Origin of the sequence: Streptomyces sp. CB01249, from assembly GCF_001905735.1 — a bacterium.
Lineage (GTDB): Bacteria > Actinomycetota > Actinomycetes > Streptomycetales > Streptomycetaceae > Streptomyces.
The window spans coordinates 113,081-131,847 of the sequence record NZ_LISW01000005.1; the positions used below are offsets into that span (position 1 = coordinate 113,081).

Here is an 18,767-nt window from a genome sequence, read left to right on the forward strand (position 1 = left end):
GGTTACTTGTTCTCCTCGGTACGGGCGGCGGTGGGGGCGGCTGACTCGTAGCCGCCGAGCAGCAGGTAGAGCACGGCCATGCGGATGGAGACGCCGTTGGCGACCTGCTCCACGACCGTGCAGCGGTCGGAGTCGGCGACCTCGGCGGTGATCTCCATGCCGCGGACCATGGGCCCGGGGTGCATGACGACGGCGTGCTCGGGCATCCTCGCCATCCGCTCGCCGTCCAGGCCGTAGCGGCGCGAGTACTCGCGCTCGGTCGGGAAGTAGGCGGCATTCATCCGCTCGCGCTGCACACGGAGCATCATCACAGCGTCGGACCGGTGCAGCACCTCGTCCAGGCTGTAGCTGACGTCGCAGGGCCACTGCTCGACGCCGACCGGGACCAGGGTGGGCGGGGCGACGAGGGTGACGTGGGCGCCGAGCGTGTTCAGCAGGTGCACGTTGGAGCGGGCGACCCGGCTGTGCAGGATGTCGCCGACGATGGTGATGCGGCGGCCGTCGAGGTCCTTGCCGAGCCCGGCGTCGGGGCCGACGAGCCTGCGGCGCATCGTGAAGGCGTCCAGGAGGGCCTGGGTGGGGTGCTCGTGGGTGCCGTCGCCCGCGTTGACGACGGCGCCGTCGATCCAGCCGGAGGTGGCCAGCCGGTACGGGGCTCCGGAGGCGCCGTGGCGGATGACGACGGCGTCGGCGCCCATCGCCTCCAGGGTCAGGGCGGTGTCCTTGAGGGATTCGCCCTTGGAGACGGACGAGCCCTTCGCGGAGAAGTTGATGACGTCGGCGGACAGCCGCTTGGCGGCCGCCTCGAAGGAGATGCGGGTACGCGTCGAGTCCTCGAAGAAGAGGTTGACGACGGTCCGGCCGCGCAGGGTCGGGAGCTTCTTGATCGGCCGGTCCGCGACCCTGGCCATCTCCTCGGCGGTGTCGAGGATCAGGACGGCGTCGTCGCGGGTGAGGTCGGCGGCCGAGATGAGGTGACGCTTCATCTGGGTGTTCTCCGGGTGGCTGGAGGTTTCAGGCATGCGGGCGCGCGGAAGCCGCCGCACGGCGGGCGGGCCGTACGGGCAGGAGAGCTAGCGCTCGACCGCGGGGGCGGCCTGCTCGACCCCGAGCAGCACGGCGTCGCGGCCGTCCTCCTCGGCGAGCTGGACCTTGACCGTCTCCCGCAGCGACGTGGGGAGGTTCTTGCCGACGTAGTCGGCGCGGATCGGCAGTTCGCGGTGGCCGCGGTCCACGAGGACCGCGAGCTGCACCGCGCGGGGCCGGCCGATGTCGCCGAGCGCGTCGAGGGCGGCGCGGATCGTGCGGCCGGAGAAGAGGACGTCGTCCACGAGGACGACCAGTCGGCCCTCGATGCCCTCGCCGGGGATCTCGGTGCGGGCCAGGGCGCGCGCGGGGCGCAGCCTCAGGTCGTCGCGGTACATGGTGATGTCGAGGGAGCCGACCGGGATCGTGCGGCCGGTGATCTCTTCGAGTTTGGCGGCGAGCCGCCCGGCGAGGAAGACCCCGCGGGTCGGGATGCCGAGGAGCACCACGTCGTCGGCGCCCTTGGCGCGCTCGACGATCTCGTGGGCGATGCGGGTCAGGACCCGGGCGATGTCGGGAGCCTCCAGAACGGGGCGTGCCGCATTGCCGGTGGCGTCGTACTGTGCGTCCATAAGAAACGGACCTCCTTCTCCGCCTCACGGGACGGACCTTAAAGGACGTCGAAATTGCGTCATCCACGTTACCAGGGCCCGTACCGGAGCTCGTCCCCACCCCCGGGGAAAGCCGGTACGGACCATCTCAGCTTGACGCGACCAAGTAACGCTGCGTAACCTCACAGTGAGTTACCAGCCACGCGGCCCAGCCGCGTACGTTCCAGCGTCCGGGGAGCCTTATGTCCAGCGAATACGCAAAACAGCTCGGGGCCAAGCTCCGTGCCATCCGCACCCAGCAGGGCCTCTCCCTCCACGGCGTGGAGGAGAAGTCCCAGGGCCGCTGGAAGGCCGTCGTGGTCGGTTCGTACGAGCGCGGCGACCGTGCCGTGACCGTGCAGCGCCTTGCCGAGCTGGCGGACTTCTACGGCGTCCCGGTCCAGGAGCTCCTGCCGGGCACGACGCCCGGCGGTGCCGCCGAGCCGCCGCCGAAGCTGGTCCTCCAGCTGGAGCGCCTGGCGCACGTGCCGCCGGAGAAGGCCGGTCCGCTCCAGCGTTACGCGGCGACGATCCAGAGCCAGCGCGGCGACTACAACGGCAAGGTGCTGTCGATCCGCCAGGACGACCTGCGCACGCTGGCCGTGATCTACGACCAGTCGCCCTCGGTGCTGACCGAGCAGCTGATCAGCTGGGGCGTGCTCGACGCGGACGCGCGCCGCGCCGTCGCCCACGACGAGGGCTGAGCAGCCCCCGGAGAAACGTGCCGCCGGGTTCGGCGGGGCCCCGAACGGGTGCCCCGCCGGGCCCGGCTTTTTTGTACGCGCTACGCCCGGGAGCCGTGCCCGGGCATGCCGAAGGGCCCACGGCTTCAGCCGTGGGCCCTTCGGCGGCGGAACGCCGCCGGGTCACTGCTCCCGGCGGAGGTTCGGCTTGAGGTCCTTGAAACGGGCCAGCAGGCCGTTCACGAAGGACGGGGAGTCGTCGGTGGAGAACTCCTTGGCGATCTGCACCGCCTCGTCGATGACCACCGCGTCCGGGGTCCCGTCGACCCAGATCAGCTCGTAGGCACCGAGCCGCAGGATGTTCCGGTCGGCGACCGGCATGCGGTCGAGCTCCCAGTCCACGGCGTAGGTGACGATGAGGTCGTCGATGCGGTCCGCGTACTGCGCGTACCCCTCCACGAGCTCCATCGTGTACTCGGTGACCGGCGGCTGGCGGGTGTCGGACCGCGAGTGCCGTACCCAGTCCGCGAGGACCGTCAGCACGGACTCGTCGCGCTGGTCGGCCTCGAAGAGGATCTGGAAGGCGCGCTTGCGCGCCGTGTTACGAGCAGCCACGACTACTTGTTCACCCGGCTGATGTACTCGCCGGAGCGGGTGTCGACCTTGATCGTCTCACCCGTGGTGATGAACAGCGGGACGCCGATCTCGTAACCCGTCTCCAGGGTGGCCGGCTTGGTGCCGCCGGTGGAGCGGTCGCCCTGGACGCCCGGGTCGGTGTGCTGGATCTTCAGCTCGACGGCGGCCGGCAGCTCGACGTACAGCACCTCGCCGTCGTGCTGGGCGACGGAGGCGGTGAAGCCCTCGATCAGGAAGTTGGCGGTGTCGCCGACGGCCTTGCGGTCGACCATCAGCTGGTCGTACGTGTCCATGTCCATGAAGACGAAGTAGTCGCCGTCCATGTACGAGAACTGCATGTCGCGCCGGTCGACGGTGGCCGTCTCGACCTTGATGCCTGCGTTGAAGGTCTTGTCGACGACCTTGCCGGAGAGCACGTTCTTGAGCTTGGTGCGCACGAAGGCCGGGCCCTTGCCGGGCTTGACGTGCTGGAACTCGACTACGGACCAGAGCTGGCCCCCGTCGAGCTTGAGCACCATGCCGTTCTTGAGGTCGTTCGTGGAAGCCACGGTTGCGGAATCTCCTGGGCTGAAGCTGGTGGAACGACCGAGGGACGCGCGCTAGAGCGCGAGCAGCTCCTTGGTCGTAATGGTGAGTAGCTCGGGTCCGCCGTCCGCCTCGGGGCGCACGACGAGCGTGTCATCGATCCGGACCCCGCCCCGGCCCGGGAGGTGGACCCCCGGTTCGACGGTGACCGGCACACAAGCGTCCAGTTTACCCATGGCGGCGGGTGCCAGCTGCGGGTCCTCATCGATTTCGAGCCCCACCCCGTGGCCCGTGAAGGGCGCCAGGCCCTCACCGTGGCCCGCGGAGTCCAGGAGATGGCGGGCGGCCCGGTCCACGTCGCGGTACTCGGCGCCGGGCAGCAGGGCCTCGCGGCCGGCCCGCTGAGCGGCGAAAACCAGCTCGTACAGCTCGATCTGCCAGTCGGCGGGAGCCGTTCCGATGACGAAGGTCCGGCCGACCTCGCAGCGGTAGCCGCGGTAGTTGGCGCCCAGGCAGACCGAGAGGAAATCTCCCTCCTCGACCCGCCGGTCCGAGGGCCGGTGGCGGCCCCGGCCGGAGTTGGGTCCGGTGGCGACGGAGGTCGCGAAGGCGGGGCCGTCGGCGCCGTGGTCGACCAGCCGGCGTTCCAGCTCCAGCGCCAGGTGCCGTTCGGTGCGGCCGACGAGGATCGATTCGAGGAGTTCGCCCAGGGCCTGGTCGGTGATCTCGGCCGCGATCCGCAGGCAGCCGATCTCCTCCTCGTCCTTGACGATGCGCAGCTGCTCGACCGTCGCGCCCAGATCGGCCAGCCGCAGCTTCGGGGCGACCGAGGCCATGGCCCGGTGCCGGGCGACCGTCAGGTCGTGCTCCTCGACGGCCAGCGACTCCGCCCCGGCCGCCGCGGCCAGGTCGGCGGCGGCGACCACGGGGTCCCCGCCCGCCACCGGCAGCGAATCGACCCGCACGTGCTCGTCGGTGCGCCCGTCGGCCGGATCACCGGTCGGTGGACGGGGGCAGAGCAGGACGTCCTCGCCGGGGCCGAGCAGCAGCACGGCACCCGGGGGCGCTCCCCCGGCCAGGTAGCGGACGTTGGCGGGGCGGGAGACCAGGGCGGCCGCGGATCCGACTGCGGCGCACCGGTCGCGGAGCAGCCCGCGTCGGACGGCGTACACCTCTGACATGCGTCGAGCGTACGAGCGCGGCGCCGGGCCCGCCCGGCGGGCGCATCCGACCGGGGGTCGGGCCGGGCGCCGCCGGCTACCAGGAAGGGGGGCTGGCCAGGGACCGGGCGAGTATGTCGTCCAGGACCCGGGCGGTGGTCTCCACGTCGTACGTCGAGTTGTCGATGATCGGCAGCCCGGAGCCGTACCAGCCGGCCATCCGGCCGTGGATGCGGGCGACCTCCTCGTCCGAGAGGCGGCGGTTGCCGCTGCGCTCGGCGTTGCGCTCCAGGACGATCTCCAGGCCGGGCAGCAGCACGACGGGCAGGAGTCCGGGGCCGACGTGCCGCTTCCAGCCGCCGAGGCCGACGACCGGCCGGTCCGGGAAGACGGCGTCGTCCAGGATGCAGGAGATCCCGTTGGCCAGGAAGTTGCGGGCGGCGAAGCCGCAGGTGCGGCGGGCCAGCCGGTACTGCGCCTCCGACTGGTCGTTCCACCCGGCCTGCGGGTCCGCGAAGCCGGAGCAGACCCACTCGCGGACGTCGTCCAGGCTGACGTGCGCGGTGGGCACCCGGCGGCGGGCCGCCCAGAGCCGGGCCACGGTGGTCTTCCCGGCGCCCGCCGGGCCGATCAGGAGCACCGCGAGCGTCGCGTTGCCCGTGCCGGGCTCGGCGGGCGGCGCCGGAAGCGGTACGGGTCTGCCGGCCGGCAGCTGGATGTGCCCGGTGGTCTCGCGGGAGACCGGGGCCGGGGCCTGCTGCGGCGCCGGTCCGTTCCAGCCGTGGCCCTGCGGCGCGGGCGGGCCCGCGGGCGGCGGGCCGGGGTGCCCGGCGGGCGGACCGGCCGGGGGCTGGTGCGGCGGGCCGGGGTGCTGGGCCTGGTGCGGCCAGCCGACGGGGCCGTTTCCGGGACCCTGGGGCGGAGGCAGCGGGGCCCCCACTGCGTGCTGCATCCGGTGCAACTCCGTCTCGTACAGGCAACTGGCGCTGGTGCAACGGCAACCGTACCTTCCCCGGCCGCCACACGGACAACGGCCGGGGAGGGTCCGGAGTGCCCGGAGCTCCGTGACGCGCCTGTTCAGTCCGCGAGTTCGTCCGCCAGGGCGCGCAGGGCGAGACGGTAGGAGCCGATGCCGAATCCGGCCACGGTCCCGGTGGCGACCGGGGCGATCACCGAGGTGTGGCGGAATTCCTCCCGTGCGTACGGGTTCGAGATGTGGACCTCGATCAGCGGGGCGGTGCGCTGGGCGGCCGCGTCCCGCATCCCGTACGAATAGTGCGTGAAGGCACCCGGGTTGATGACGACCGGAATCGATCCGTCGGCGGCCTCGTGGAGCCAGCGGATCAGCTCGCCCTCGTCGTTGGTCTCGCGCACGTCGGCGTCGAAGCCGAGTTCCTTGCCGAGGGTGCGGCACGCCTCCACGAGCCCGGCGTACGACGTGGAGCCGTAGACGTCGGGCTCACGGGAGCCGAGCCGGCCGAGGTTGGGGCCGTTGAGCACGAGGACCCGGCGGGTCATGCCGCGACCTCCCCGTAGGCGGCGAGCAGGACGGCCGGGTCGGGGCCCTCCAGGACGGCGGGCTTGCCGAGGCCGTCCAGGACGATGAAGCGCAGCAGGTCGCCGCGCGACTTCTTGTCGACCTTCATGTTCTCCAGGAGCTTGGGCCACTGGTCGCCCCGGTAGGTGAGCGGCAGCCCGACGGATTCGAGGATCGCGCGGTGCCGGTCGGCGGTGGCGTCGTCCAGGCGGCCGGCCAGTCGGCCGAGTTCGGCGGCGAAGACCATGCCGACCGAGACGGCGGCACCGTGGCGCCACTTGTAGCGCTCGTTCTTCTCGATCGCGTGGCCCAGGGTGTGGCCGTAGTTCAGGATCTCGCGAAGACCGGACTCCTTGAGGTCGCTGGAGACGACGTCGGCCTTGACCCGGATCGAGCGCTCGATGAGCTCGGCGGTGTGCGGTCCGGCGGGCGTACGCGCGGCCTGCGGGTCCTCCTCGATCAGGTCGAGGATCACCGGGTCGGCGATGAAGCCCGCCTTGATGATCTCGGCCATGCCCGAGACGTAGTCGTGGACGGGCAGCGAGTCCAGGGCGGCCAGGTCGCAGAGGACCCCGGCCGGCGGGTGGAAGGCGCCGACGAGGTTCTTGCCCTCGGCGGTGTTGATGCCGGTCTTGCCGCCGACGGCCGCGTCGACCATGCCGAGCACGGTCGTCGGTACGGCGATCCAGCGCACCCCGCGCAGCCAGGAGGCGGCGACGAAGCCCGCCACGTCGGTGGTGGCGCCGCCGCCGACACCGACGATGACGTCGGTGCGGGTGAAGCCGGTCTGGCCGAGCGCCTTCCAGCAGTAGGCGGCGACCTCGACGGTCTTGGCCTCCTCGGCGTTGGGCAGCTGGATCGCGATGGCCTCGTAGCCCTGCCCGGCGAGGTCCTGGCGGACCGCCTCGCCGGTCTCGGCGAGCGCCTCGGGGTGGAGGACCGCGACGCGCTTGGCCCGCTCACCGATGAGCCCGGGCAGCTCGCCGAGGAGCTGCCGGCCGATCAGTACCTCGTACGCGTCGGTGCCCGCGCTGCCGGCGATGCGGACGCGGATGGGTGCCTGCTGGGTCATGGTGTGTTCTCCCGGCCGGACGGGGCCCCGTCCGGCAGCTCCAGTGCGTCGAGGACCGCCTGGGCGACCTCTTCGGGTGTGCGCTCGTCGGTGGCGACGACCGTGCGGGCGACCTCGGTGTAGAGGTGGCGGCGGGCCTCCATCAGCTCGCGCCACTGCCGGCGCGGGTTGACCGCGAGCAGCGGGCGGGCGGTGTTGAGCCCGACCCGCTTGACCGCCTCGTCCACGTCCATCGAGAGGTAGACGACCGGGTGGCCGGCGAGCAGCGCGCGGGTCGACTCGTCCAGGACGGCCCCGCCGCCGAGCGAGAGGACGCCGGTGTGCTCGGCGACGGCGGCGCGGACGGCGTCCCGCTCCAGCGCCCGGAAGTGGTCCTCGCCCTCGTCGTAGAAGATCTCGGCGATGGGCTTGCCCGCGGTCGCGACGACGTCCGCGTCGGTGTCCCGGTAGCCGGTGCCCAGCCGGCCGGCGAGCAGTTCGCCGACCGTGGACTTGCCGACGCCCATGGGTCCGACGAGGACGACCAGGGGACCGCTCACCGGATCTGGAGGTGGTCGAGGTACGACGTCACGTTGCGACGGGTCTCGGTGACGCTGTCGCCGCCGAACTTCTCCGCGACGGCGTCGGCCAGGACCAGGGCGACCATCGCCTCGGCGACGATGCCGGCGGCCGGGACGGCGCAGACATCGGAGCGCTGGTGGTGGGCCTTGGCGGGCTCACCGGTCACGACGTCGACGGTGGCGAGGGCGCGCGGCACGGTGGCGATGGGCTTCATCGCGGCGCGGACGCGCAGCAGCTCACCGGTGGTGAGGCCGCCCTCGGTGCCGCCGGCCCGGCCGGAGGCGCGCTTGATGCCGTCCTCGGTCACCAGGATCTCGTCGTGCGCCTTGGACCCGGGCACCCGGGCGAGGTCGAAGCCGTCGCCGACCTCGACGCCCTTGATGGCCTGGATGCCCATGAGCGCCCCGGCGAGGCGGGCGTCGAGCCTGCGGTCCCAGTGCACGTGCGAGCCGAGACCGACGGGCACGCCGTACGCCAGCACCTCGACGACGCCGCCGAGGGTGTCGCCGTCCTTGTGGGCCTGGTCGATCTCGGCGACCATCGCCTTGCTCGCGTCGGCGTCGAGGCAGCGCACCGGGTCGGCGTCGAGCCGCTCCACGTCGGAGGGGACCGGGTAGACCCCGTACGGCGCCTTGGCGGCGGCCAGCTCCACGACGTGGCTGACGATCTCGATGCCCGCGGTCTCCTTGAGGTAGGACCGGGCGACGGCACCGAGGGCGACCCGGGCCGCGGTCTCCCGGGCGCTGGCGCGCTCCAGGACCGGGCGGGCCTCGTCGAAGCCGTACTTCTGCATGCCGGCGAGGTCGGCGTGGCCGGGGCGGGGCCGGGTCAGCGGGGCGTTACGGGCCTGCTCGGCCAGCACCTGGGGGTCGACCGGGTCGGCCGACATGACCTGCTCCCACTTGGGCCACTCGGTGTTGCCGACCATCACGGCGACCGGGGAGCCCATGGTGAGGCCGTGCCGGACACCGCCGAGGAAGGTGACCTCGTCCTGCTCGAACTTCATCCGCGCACCGCGGCCGTAACCGAGCCGTCGCCGGGCGAGCGCGTCCGCCACCATCTCCGTGGTGACCGGGACGCCGGCGGGAAGGCCCTCCAGCGTCGCCACCAGTGCGGGGCCGTGCGACTCCCCCGCGGTCAGCCAGCGCAACCTGCTCAACGGTGCTCCTCATGCTCGCGCCTGAAATCCAGCGGCGCGACCGGGTGCGCGGCCCTGGCCCGCCGCCTCCGATCCTCCCACGACCGGGGCCCCCGCCCCGCCGCCGGTCCAGCAGACGGACGGCGCGGCCGGGCCCGGGCGGGCGTCAGCGGGCGGCCAGCGCCTCTTCCCCGGCCTTCCGCATGGCGGCGAGCGGGGCGGGCGAGCGGCCCGTCATCTGCTCGACCTGGAGGACGGCTTGGTGCACGAGGAGGTCGAGACCTCCGACGACTGCGCCGCCGCGGTCCGCCCAGGCGGAGGCGAGCCGGGTCGGCCACGGCTCGTACAGCACGTCGAAGAGCGTGCCGGGCCGCTCAGGGACGGCCCCGCCCAGCGCGTCGGCCGCGCCCGCGGGGGTGGTGGCGATGACGAGGGGCGCGGCCAGTGCCCGGTCGGCCTCGGCCCAGTCGGCGATGCGGATGTCGACGCCGAGCCGTTCGCCCCAGCCGCGCATCTCGTCGGCGCGGGCCGCGCTGCGGACGTACGCGGTGACGGGTCCGGCGCAGATGCCCGCGAGGGCCGCCAGCGCGGAGGACGCGGTGGCGCCCGCGCCGAGGATCGCGGCGGACTCCACCTTGTCGACGCCGCGCTCGCGCAGGGCGGCGACCATGCCGGGGATGTCGGTGTTGTCGCCGGTGCGGCGGCCGTCCTCGCCGAAGACCACGGTGTTCACTGCCTCGACGGAGGCGGCGGTGTCGGTGATCCCGTCGAGCAGCGGGATGACCGCGCGCTTGAGCGGCATGGTGAGCGAGAGCCCGGCCCAGCTCCCGTCCAGCCCCTCGATGAACCCGGGCAACGTCTGCTCGTCCACCTCGAACCGGCCGTACGACCAGTGGTCGAGGCCGAGTTCGGCGTAGGCGGCCCGGTGCAGGACCGGGGAGAGCGAGTGGGCGATGGGCGAGCCGAGGACGGCGGCGCGGTGCCGCCGGTCATTGGAGGCCATGCTGTTCCTTGAACTTCTCGTTGAGCTTCTCGTGCTCGGCCGCCGTCTTGGTGAACTGGGTCTTCTTGCCGTCGAGCGAGATGAAGAACATCCAGCCGTCGCCCGTGGGACTGAGGGTCGCGCGCAGAGCCTCGTCGCCAGGGTTGCTGATGGGGCCGGGCGGCAGACCGGGGTGGTAATAGGTGTTGTACGGATCCGGGTTGGTGCGGATCTCGTTCGAACCGATCTTGATCTTGCTCTGGTTCTTGAGGTAGTTGAACGCGGAGTCGAACTCAAGCTTCCGGTTCGTGATCGTGTTGTTCGGCTTCAGCCGGTTGTAGACGACCTCGGCCATCTTGCGGAAGTCGTCGTGCGTCAGACCCTCCGCCTGGACCAGGCTCGCCACCGTGAGCACCTGCCACGGGCCGTCCAGCTTGTACTTTTTCGCCGTTCCCGTGAGGTCGAGCTTCTTGTATTCGTCGTTGGACCGCTCGACCATGCTCTTCAGGATCGCCTCCGGCTTGGTCTCCTTCGTCAGCGGATACGCGGCCGGATAGAGGAAGCCTTCGAGCGGGTCCTTGATGTCCTTGTTCTTGCTCGCCCAGTCGGGCAGACCCAATTCGCCGCTCTTGGACTTCGCGACTTCCTTGGTCGTGCCCTTCTTGAGGCCGAGCCGCTTGTCCACGAGCGCGTAAACAGCGGCATTCCGGTAGCCCTCCGGAATCACCAGAAGATTCTGGCTCTTCGGGTCCACCATCATCTTCACGGCCTCGGAGGCCGACATCTGCGAGTGGAGGAGGTAGACCCCGGCCTGGATCCCCTTGCCCTTCGGGTTCTCGTTCTGCGCCGAGACGAAGGCGTCGACGCTCTTCACGACGCCGGCCTTCTTGAGGATGTTGCCGATGTCGTACCCGAACGCGCCCTTCGGGATCTCCACCTCGACCGAGCCCGAGCCACTGCCCGAGTAGTCCGGGGCGGGGCCGAAGCGGTCCTGGTAGAACGAGTATCCGAAGTAGCCCGCGCCACCGACGCCGGCGACCAGGACCAGGGAGACGACCAGGCACGCGCAGCCACTGCGGCCCTTCTTCTTCTTGCCCTTGCCCCGGCGCTCGCCGCCGCCGCTGTCGCGGTCGTCGTCCTCGTCGTCGTAGTCGTCGTCCCGGGGCTTCTTGCGGTCGTCCTTCTCGTCCACGCCCGTGAAGAAGGGGTGGGTCTCCTCCGGCGGCTCCTCCGGGTCCCAGTCCGGGGCCGCCTCGGGCGCCTCGGCGGGAGCGGCCTCGCGGCGGCCCGGGGGCTGCGGGGGCGGGTACGCCTCAGGGGTGCCGTAGTAGTCGTTCGTCTCGCCGTAGCCGTACGTGGCGACGGGCTGGCCCTCGTACGGCGGCACCGCCTGCTGGCCCGTGTCCCAGCCGGTGTCGTAGCCGGGCTGCGGCTGCTGGGGCTGCTGCCCGTACGGGTCCTGCGGGTGCTGGTTCCCGTACGCCTGCTGCTGGTACTGCTGGGCGTACGGGTCCTGCTGCTGATGGTGCTGCGGCTGCTGCTGGTACGGGTCCTGCTGCTGGTACTGCTGGCCGTACGGGTCCTGCGGCTGCTGCTGGTACGGGTCGTACTGGCCCTGCGGGTACTGCTGCTGGGCGCCGTACTGGTTCGTGCCGTCGTACTGGTTCTGGCCGTCGTACTGGGCCTGGCCGTGGGCAGGCTGCTGGCCGCCCCACCCCTGGTCCCCGTACAGGGGATCCTCGGGATGCCATGGTTCGGAGCCGGGGCCCCGGCCATACTCAGTCATCGATCCCCTTGAGCCGCGAGACGATGTTCCGTCTCTTTGCTGTGCGGTGTTTGTTCGAACACCGCCGCATCGCGCGGAACGTTACCGTATTGCGATCAGACCACTACTTCGACGGCCTCGCCCGGCGGATTGCCCGAAGAGCGCTCCGACTCCAGAGCGTTCTGCAGGATCACCACAGCGGCAGCCTGGTCGATGACGGATCGGCCCTTTTTGGACTTCACGCCCGAGGCACGCAGCCCCTGGCTGGCCGTCACTGTGGTCATCCTCTCGTCCAGCAGGCGCACCGGAATGGGTGCGACCGCTCGGGCGAGCACATCGGCGAAGGCGCGGACCTTGGCGGCGGCCGGACCCTCTCCGCCGCCCAGGGAGCGCGGCAGTCCGACGACGACCTCGATCGGTTCGTACTCCGCGACGATCTGTCCCAGCCGCCGGTGGGCGGCCGGGACATCGCGTCCCGGCACGGTCTCCACCGGCGTCGCGAGGATCCCGTCGGGGTCGCACGAGGCGACCCCGATCCGGGCGTCCCCGACGTCGATCGCCAGCCGGCGACCGCGGCGCATCTCCGTCATGCCCGGCGTCACGCCGTCTCGGTGACGAGGCGTTCGACGGCGGCGACGGCGTCGCCGATCGCCTCCGGGTTCTGGCCGCCGCCCTGGGCGACGTCCGGCTTGCCGCCGCCCCCGCCGCCGAGGGTCTTGGCGGCGGTACGGACGAGGTCGCCGGCCTTGAGGCCGCGCTCGCGGGCCGCCTCGTTGGTCGCGATGACGGTCAGCGGGCGCCCGTTGGCCGTCGTGAACAGCGCGACGACGGCCGGGCGGCCGCCCTGGATGCGGCCGCGCACGTCGAGGACGAGCTTGCGCAGGTCGTCGGCGGAGGTGCCGTCCGGCACCTGGCCGGTGACCAGGGCGATGCCCCGGACGTCGATCGCGGAGTCCACGAGACCGGCGGCGGCCGCGAGGACCTTCTCCGCGCGGAACTTCTCGATCTCCTTCTCGGCGTCCTTCAGCTTGCCGAGCATGCCCGCGATCTTCTCCGGCAGCTCCTCGGGGCGGCCCTTGACCAGCTCCTGGAGCTGGGCGACGACCGTGTGCTCCCGGGCCAGGAAGTTGTACGCGTCGACGCCGACCAGGGCCTCGATGCGGCGCACGCCGGACCCGATGGAGGACTCGCCGAGCAGCTTGACCAGGCCGAGCTGGGCGGTGTTGTGGACGTGCGTACCGCCGCAGAGCTCCTTGGAGAAGTCCCCGATGGTGACGACGCGGACGCGCTCGCCGTACTTCTCGCCGAACTCCGCGATGGCGCCCTGCTTCTTCGCCTCGCCGATCGACATGACCTCGGCCTGCACGTCGAGCTCGCGGGCCAGGACCTCGTTGATCTTCTGCTCGACGTCGGTGAGGACCGTGCCGGGAACGGCGGCGGGCGAACCGAAGTCGAAGCGGAAGCGGCCCGGGGAGTTCTCCGAACCGGCCTGGGCGGCCGTCGGGCCGAGCGCGTCACGCAGCGCCTGGTGCGTGAGGTGCGTGGCGCTGTGGGCGCGGGCGATGGCGCGGCGGCGGGTGGAGTCGATGGCCGCGTACGCGGACGCGCCGACCGTGACCTCGCCGACCTGGACGGAGCCCTTGTGCACGGAGACGCCCGGGACCGGCTGCTGGACGTCGCGGACCACGATCACGGCGCCGCTGTCGAGCCGGATGCGGCCCTGGTCGGCGAGCTGGCCGCCGCCCTCGGCGTAGAACGGGGTGCGGTCGAGGACGACCTCGACCTCGTCGCCCTCGGTGGCGGCGGGCGAGGGGACACCGTCCACGAGGAGGCCGACGATGGTCGACTCGCCCTCGGTCATGGTGTAGCCGGTGAACTCGGTGACGCCGGAGTTGTCGGCGACCTCGCGGTAGGCGGAGAGGTCGGCGTGGCCGGTCTTCTTGGCCTTGGCGTCGGCCTTGGCCTTGGCCCGCTGCTCCTGCATGAGGCGGCGGAACCCGTCCTCGTCCACGGAGAGCCCCTGCTCGGCGGCCATCTCCAGGGTGAGGTCGATCGGGAAGCCCCAGGTGTCGTGGAGCAGGAACGCCTTGTCGCCGGCGAGGACCGTGCCGCCGGAGGCCTTGGTCTCGGTGACCGCGGTCTCCAGGATGTTGGTGCCGCCCTTGAGGGCCTTCAGGAACGCGGCTTCCTCGGCGAGCGCGACGGTCTCGATGCGCTTGCGGTCGGTGATCAGCTCCGGGTACTGCTGCCCCATCGTGTTGACCACGACGTCGACCAGCTCGCGGACGACGGAGCCGGTGGCGCCCATCAGGCGCATGTTGCGGATGGCGCGGCGCATGATGCGGCGCAGCACGTAGCCGCGGCCCTCGTTGCCGGGGGTGACGCCGTCGCCGATGAGCATGACGGAGGTGCGGATGTGGTCGGCGACCACGCGCAGGGAGACGTCGGTGGCGTCGGCCGCGCCGTAGCGCACCCCGGTCAGCTCGGTGGCGCGGTCCATGACGACGCGCAGGGTGTCGGTCTCGTACATGTTCTGCACGCCCTGCAGGATCATCGCGAGGCGTTCGAGGCCGAGACCGGTGTCGATGTTCTTGGAGGGCAGGTCGCCGAGGATCGGGAAGTCGTCCTTGCCCTCGCCGGCGCCGCGCTCGTACTGCATGAAGACCAGGTTCCAGATCTCCACGTAGCGCTCGTCGTTGACGGCCGGGCCGCCCTCGACGCCGAACTCCGGACCGCGGTCGTAGTTGATCTCGGAGCACGGGCCGCAGGGGCCGGGAACGCCCATGGACCAGAAGTTGTCCTTCTTGCCCAGGCGCTGGATGCGCTCGGCCGGGACGCCGATCCTGTCGCGCCAGATTGCCTCGGCCTCGTCGTCGTCCAGGTAGACGGTGATCCACAGGCGCTCGGGGTCGAGCCCGAAGCCGCCGTCCGCCACGGAGCTGGTCAGCAGCTCCCAGGCGTACTCGATGGCGCCTTCCTTGAAGTAGTCGCCGAACGAGAAGTTGCCGCACATCTGGAAGAAGGTGCCGTGCCGGGTGGTCTTGCCGACCTCCTCGATGTCCGGCGTACGCACGCACTTCTGCACGCTGGTGACGCGCGGCGCGGGCGGCTTGACCTCACCGAGGAAGTAGGGCTTGAAGGGCACCATGCCGGCGGGGACCAGCAGCAGAGTCGGGTCGTCCGCGATGAGCGACGCCGAAGGGACAACGGTGTGACCGCGCTCCTCGTAGAAGCTCAGCCAGCGGCGACGAATTTCTGCCGACTCCATCAGTGGTCCTCATTCCGGTTGTACGAGTGGTAGGGAAGCTTGCGGTAGGTGGCGGGGGCCGGGTCCGCGTCGGCCGCCTCGATGGCCGGGCGGCGCGCCGGGGGCAGTTCGCGGGGGTCAGCCGCTTCGAGGCCCAGCGCCTCGCCGAGTTCGGCCTCGCGCCTGACCATGCCCTCGCGGACGTCCAGCGCGAAGTCCTTGAGCTTGTGACCGGCCACGATCGCCTTGTCGGCGGCCTGCGCCGCGAGGCTTTCGGGGGTCAGCTGCTTGATCTTCCGGTTGACCTTGGTGGTGGCCCATACCCCGGCGGCTGCGCCGGCGGTGAACCAGAACGTACGGCGGAACATCGCTGCGTCAGTCCTTAGATCCGCGGGAATTTCGGCCGCCGCGCTTCCTGCCGCGCGCGGACGGGACGGTCCGGCCGACGATCACCGAGCGCCGGGACCGCGCCTCCGGTTCGGGCGCGGACCGGCGGCCGATGGCCTGCCGGACCCCGTAGCCGAACGCGGCGACCTTGACCAGCGGCCCGCCGAAGGTGGAGGCGACCGTGGTGGAGAGCGCGGAGGCGTTGGAGGTGACTTCCTGCACGTCCGTCGCGATGGCGTCGACCTTGTCCAGCTGGGTCTGCGCGGAGCGTACGGTCGCGGAAGCGTCCGCGAGCAGGGGGACGGCCTGTTCGGTCACGTCCGCCACGAGTTTGGTGGTCGCCCTGAGCGTCTGGGCGAGCCTCACCAGCACGACGGCGAGGAACGAAACCAGGATCGCCCAGAAGACGGCCACGATGATCCCGGCCACCTCACCACCGGACACAGTGCACCGCGCTCTCTGGCTTGTCGTCAGTCTCTGTCTTGTTCTCCTGCTCTGCGGCGAGGGCCGTCACGGCGGCCGGTTCGCCTTCCCCCGAGCCTATCGCGCCGGGGCTCACGCCCCGCACCGCATCGACGGGGCGTGCGGCGGGGATGAGCGGGACGAGATTGTACGGAGCGCTTTCAAGCCAGTACTCTGCGTGTCTCATGCGACGCCCTCAGAATCCGCACCCGGGCAATCTGCCCGCCGAGCTGAACGACTTCGTGGGCCGGGAGAGCGAGTTGGCCGCTCTCGCCCGCTCCCTCGACGAGTCCCGGCTCGTGACCGTGACCGGGGTGGGCGGAGTCGGCAAGACCCGCCTGGTCACCAGAGCCGCGGCGCTGTTGGAGAAACGGTACTGCGACGGGGTGTGGCTGGTGGAGCTGTCCGCCGTCCACGACGCCGATCTGCTGGAACACGCCGTGGCCGAGGCGCTGGGGCTCACCGACCACACCGCCCGGCCGCCCCGCGCGGCGATCGTGGAGCACTGCGCCGACCTCGGCCTCCTGCTGGTGATCGACGGCTTCGAGCACCTGGTGGACGAGTGCGCCGCGCTGGTGCGGGAGCTGCTGCGCCGCGCCCCGCGGCTGCGGGTCCTGGCGGCGGGCCGGCTGCCGCTGGAGCTGGCGGGCGAGGCCGTCCACCCGCTCGCGACCATGACCGACGAGGACGCGCTCCGGCTGTTCGCCGAGCGGGCCGCCGGGGTGCGCCCCGACTTCCGGCTGACCGAGCGCGGCCGCGCCCACGCCCGGGAGCTGTGCCGCCGGCTCGACGGGATCCCGCTGGCCCTGGAGCTGGCGGCGGGGCGGCTGCGGGCCCTGTCGACCGAGCAGGTGCTGCAACGGCTGGACGACCGCTTCCGGCTGCTGACCGGGGGCAGCCGGGGCGCGCTGGAGCGGCACCAGACGCTGCGGACGGCCATCGGCTGGAGCCATGAGCTGTGCGCGCCGCCGCAGCGGCTGCTGTGGGCCCGGCTCTCGGTCTTCGCCGGGCAGTTCGACCTGGAGGCCGTCGAGTACATCTGCAGCGGGCCCGACCTGCCCGCCGATTCGGTGCTCGACGTGCTGTCGGGGCTGCTGGCCCAGTCCGTGGTGCTGCGTGAGGACTCCCCCGCTGGGACCCGCTACCGGATGCTGGACACCGTGCGCGAGTACGGGGCCGAGTGGCTGGCCGCCACCGGGGACACCGACCGGCTGCGCCGCCGTCACCGCGACTGGTTCCTGGGGCTCGCGACCTGGTGCGAGCTGGACTGGTTCAGCCCCCGGCAGGCAGAGGTGGCGGCCCGGGCCGAGAGCGAGCTGCCGAATCTGCGCCGGGCCATGGAATGCTCCCTGGAGTCCCCGCAGGAAGCGCATCTGGCGCAGTACCTGGCGGGCACGCTGTGGTTCCTGTGGGTCGGCTGCGGGCGCCTCTCGGAGGGCCGGCACTGGCTGGAGCACGTACTGGAGGAGGAGACCCCGTACGACTCCTCGCGGCTGAAGGCCCTGTGGGTGCTGGGCTACGTGGCCGTCCTCCAGGGGGACCCGGTGGGGGCGATCTCCGCACTGACGGAGTGCCGGGAGGAGGCCGAGGCGGCGGGCGACGCCACCGCCGCCGCGTACGCCGTGCACCGCACCGGATGCCTGGCCCTGGTCACCGACGACATGGAGCGCGCCCGGGGCCTCCTGGACGACGCGCTCGCCCGCTACCGGGAGCTGGGCGAGCTGAACAGCAACGTCCTGATGGCCCAGGTCGAACTGGCTATGGCCACCGGCTTCCTGGGGGACGCGGAGCGGGCCGTCGCGATCTGCGAGGAGGTCCGGGACATCTGCGAGGACCACGGCGAGCGGTGGGCCCTGAGCTACGCGCTGTACGTCCTGGCCTACGCCGCCCTGGAGCGGGGCGACCCCGAGCGGGCCCGGGGGCTGCTCCTCGAATCGCTCGCCATCAGCCACGGCTTCCACGACCTGCTCGGCACGGTCCTGGTCCTCGAACTGCTGGCCCTGGTCACGGTCACCGAGGGGGACGCGGCCGAGGCGGCGCTGCTCCAGGGGGCGGCCGACCGGATCTGGCCCTCGGTGGGGCTGCCGCTGTTCGGCTCGGCGTACTACGGGGCGCCGAGGGCCCGCTGCGAGGAGCTGGCGCTGCGGGAGCTGGGCGGGGCGCGGTACGCGGCGGCGCTCGGCGCGGGCGGTGAGCTGGCGCCGGACGCGGCGGTCGCCCGGGCGCTGCTGGGGCGGGAGAACGCGAAAGCCCGCCGCCTCCCCGGGGACCGGGAAGGGGCGGGCCTGAGCGCCGGTGAAGAGCGGCTACGCCTGGATCAGCGGGCGTAGTACTCGACGACGAGCTGCTCGTCGCAGATCACGGGGATTTCCTTGCGGTTCGGGTCCCGGTCAAGGCGGAAGGCCAGGGCCTTCAGGTTCACCTGCAGGTAGCGCGGGGTCTCACCGTCGGTGTCGTAACCACCCTCGCGAGCAACCTGGAAGGGGTGCTTGTCGCGGCTGCGCTCACGGACCATGACGATGTCGTCCGGACGGACGCGGAACGACGGCTTGTCGACCTTGCCACCGTTGACCTCGATGTGGCCGTGGACGACCATCTGGCGCGCCTGGTAGATCGTCTTGGCGATACCGGAACGCAGGACCAGCGCGTCGAGGCGGCGCTCGAGCTCGACGACCAGCGCCTCGCCCGTCTTGCCCTCGGCCTTCTTGGCGCGGTCGTAGGCACGCGCCATCTGGCGCTCGCTGATGTCGTACTGCGCACGCAGACGCTGCTTCTCGAGCAGACGGACCTTGTAGTCCGAGTTCTGCTTGCGGCCGCGGCCGTGCTCGCCCGGCGGGTAGGGGCGGGCCTCGAAGTACTTGACCGCCTTCGGCGTCAGCGCGATGCCGAGCGCGCGGCTCTTCTTGACCTTGGGACGCGACTGATTAGGCACGTTC

The 18,767-nt window shown here is 71.7% G+C and carries 19 protein-coding genes; 2 read left to right on the forward strand and 17 right to left on the reverse strand.

What is annotated here, in order from left to right:
* Positions 1 to 2: 2 nt before the first annotated feature.
* Complete coding sequence (locus tag AMK18_RS23120) at positions 3 to 986, reverse strand: aspartate carbamoyltransferase catalytic subunit (RefSeq protein ID WP_018103905.1); 984 nt, start codon at positions 984 to 986, stop codon at positions 3 to 5.
* A gap of 87 nt (positions 987 to 1,073) precedes the next feature.
* Positions 1,074 to 1,658 (reverse strand): bifunctional pyr operon transcriptional regulator/uracil phosphoribosyltransferase PyrR, encoded by a 585-nt coding sequence (gene pyrR, locus AMK18_RS23125; protein ID WP_018103904.1) that lies wholly within the window; start codon positions 1,656 to 1,658, stop codon positions 1,074 to 1,076.
* A 221-nt stretch (positions 1,659 to 1,879) separates the two neighbouring features.
* On the opposite strand from pyrR, the gene bldD reads away from it, so the two are divergent.
* Positions 1,880 to 2,380, forward strand: a complete 501-nt coding sequence (gene bldD / locus AMK18_RS23130; protein WP_018103903.1) for a transcriptional regulator BldD — start codon at positions 1,880 to 1,882, stop codon at positions 2,378 to 2,380.
* Between the two features lie 162 nt (positions 2,381 to 2,542).
* Here the strand turns inward: bldD and nusB are convergent, their stop codons facing one another.
* From nusB to AMK18_RS23200, 14 genes are all read right to left on the reverse strand, one after another.
* Positions 2,543 to 2,974, reverse strand: a complete 432-nt coding sequence (gene nusB / locus AMK18_RS23135) for a transcription antitermination factor NusB (RefSeq protein WP_018103902.1) — start codon at positions 2,972 to 2,974, stop codon at positions 2,543 to 2,545.
* Between the two features lie 2 nt (positions 2,975 to 2,976).
* Positions 2,977 to 3,543, reverse strand: a complete 567-nt coding sequence (gene efp, locus AMK18_RS23140; protein WP_018103901.1) for an elongation factor P — start codon at positions 3,541 to 3,543, stop codon at positions 2,977 to 2,979.
* A 51-nt stretch (positions 3,544 to 3,594) separates the two neighbouring features.
* The gene (locus tag AMK18_RS23145) at positions 3,595 to 4,701 is read right to left on the reverse strand and encodes an aminopeptidase P family protein (protein WP_073864332.1); all 1,107 of its coding nucleotides are present in this window, start codon (positions 4,699 to 4,701) and stop codon (positions 3,595 to 3,597) included.
* A 76-nt stretch (positions 4,702 to 4,777) separates the two neighbouring features.
* On the reverse strand, positions 4,778 to 5,632 hold the full coding sequence (locus AMK18_RS23150; protein ID WP_018103899.1) for a Pro-rich N-terminal domain-containing protein: 855 nt from the start codon (positions 5,630 to 5,632) through the stop codon (positions 4,778 to 4,780).
* Positions 5,633 to 5,757: 125 nt separating this feature from the next.
* Complete coding sequence (aroQ, locus tag AMK18_RS23155; RefSeq protein WP_018103898.1) at positions 5,758 to 6,198, reverse strand: type II 3-dehydroquinate dehydratase; 441 nt, start codon at positions 6,196 to 6,198, stop codon at positions 5,758 to 5,760.
* Positions 6,195 to 7,289 (reverse strand): 3-dehydroquinate synthase, encoded by a 1,095-nt coding sequence (gene aroB, locus AMK18_RS23160; RefSeq protein ID WP_018103897.1) that lies wholly within the window; start codon positions 7,287 to 7,289, stop codon positions 6,195 to 6,197. The genes aroQ and aroB overlap by 4 nt, the downstream gene beginning before the upstream one ends.
* Entirely contained in the window at positions 7,286 to 7,828 is a 543-nt protein-coding gene (locus AMK18_RS23165) for a shikimate kinase (RefSeq protein WP_018103896.1), read from the reverse strand. Before AMK18_RS23165 ends, aroB begins: the two co-directional genes overlap by 4 nt.
* Complete coding sequence (gene aroC, locus AMK18_RS23170; protein ID WP_026171627.1) at positions 7,825 to 9,009, reverse strand: chorismate synthase; 1,185 nt, start codon at positions 9,007 to 9,009, stop codon at positions 7,825 to 7,827. Before aroC ends, AMK18_RS23165 begins: the two co-directional genes overlap by 4 nt.
* A 145-nt stretch (positions 9,010 to 9,154) precedes the next feature.
* Positions 9,155 to 9,991 carry a shikimate dehydrogenase gene (locus AMK18_RS23175; RefSeq protein WP_073864333.1) on the reverse strand — a complete coding sequence of 279 codons (837 nt, stop codon included), beginning with the start codon at positions 9,989 to 9,991 and terminating at the stop codon, positions 9,155 to 9,157.
* Positions 9,978 to 11,756 carry an endolytic transglycosylase MltG gene (mltG, locus tag AMK18_RS23180; RefSeq protein WP_073864337.1) on the reverse strand — a complete coding sequence of 593 codons (1,779 nt, stop codon included), beginning with the start codon at positions 11,754 to 11,756 and terminating at the stop codon, positions 9,978 to 9,980. Before mltG ends, AMK18_RS23175 begins: the two co-directional genes overlap by 14 nt.
* A gap of 95 nt (positions 11,757 to 11,851) precedes the next feature.
* Complete coding sequence (gene ruvX / locus AMK18_RS23185; RefSeq protein WP_198957065.1) at positions 11,852 to 12,325, reverse strand: Holliday junction resolvase RuvX; 474 nt, start codon at positions 12,323 to 12,325, stop codon at positions 11,852 to 11,854.
* 8 nt (positions 12,326 to 12,333) lie between these two features.
* Positions 12,334 to 15,003 (reverse strand): alanine--tRNA ligase, encoded by a 2,670-nt coding sequence (gene alaS, locus AMK18_RS23190; protein WP_018103891.1) that lies wholly within the window; start codon positions 15,001 to 15,003, stop codon positions 12,334 to 12,336.
* A complete protein-coding gene (locus tag AMK18_RS23195) occupies positions 15,003 to 15,350 on the reverse strand; it encodes a DUF6167 family protein (RefSeq protein ID WP_018103890.1) in 348 nt (115 codons plus the stop codon). The genes alaS and AMK18_RS23195 overlap by 1 nt, the downstream gene beginning before the upstream one ends.
* Before the next feature lie 7 nt (positions 15,351 to 15,357).
* Positions 15,358 to 15,798, reverse strand: coding sequence for a DUF948 domain-containing protein (locus AMK18_RS23200; RefSeq protein ID WP_018103889.1), 441 nt, complete (start codon positions 15,796 to 15,798; stop codon positions 15,358 to 15,360).
* Between the two features lie 218 nt (positions 15,799 to 16,016).
* Between AMK18_RS23200 and AMK18_RS23205 the strand changes: the two genes are divergently transcribed.
* Positions 16,017 to 18,161, forward strand: a complete 2,145-nt coding sequence (locus AMK18_RS23205) for an ATP-binding protein (RefSeq protein WP_107422359.1) — start codon at positions 16,017 to 16,019, stop codon at positions 18,159 to 18,161.
* On the opposite strand, the gene rpsD is transcribed toward AMK18_RS23205, so the two are convergent.
* Positions 18,149 to 18,763 carry a 30S ribosomal protein S4 gene (gene rpsD, locus AMK18_RS23210; protein ID WP_018103888.1) on the reverse strand — a complete coding sequence of 205 codons (615 nt, stop codon included), beginning with the start codon at positions 18,761 to 18,763 and terminating at the stop codon, positions 18,149 to 18,151. The two genes, AMK18_RS23205 and rpsD, sit on opposite strands and share 13 nt — an antisense overlap.
* Positions 18,764 to 18,767 lie beyond the last annotated feature (4 nt).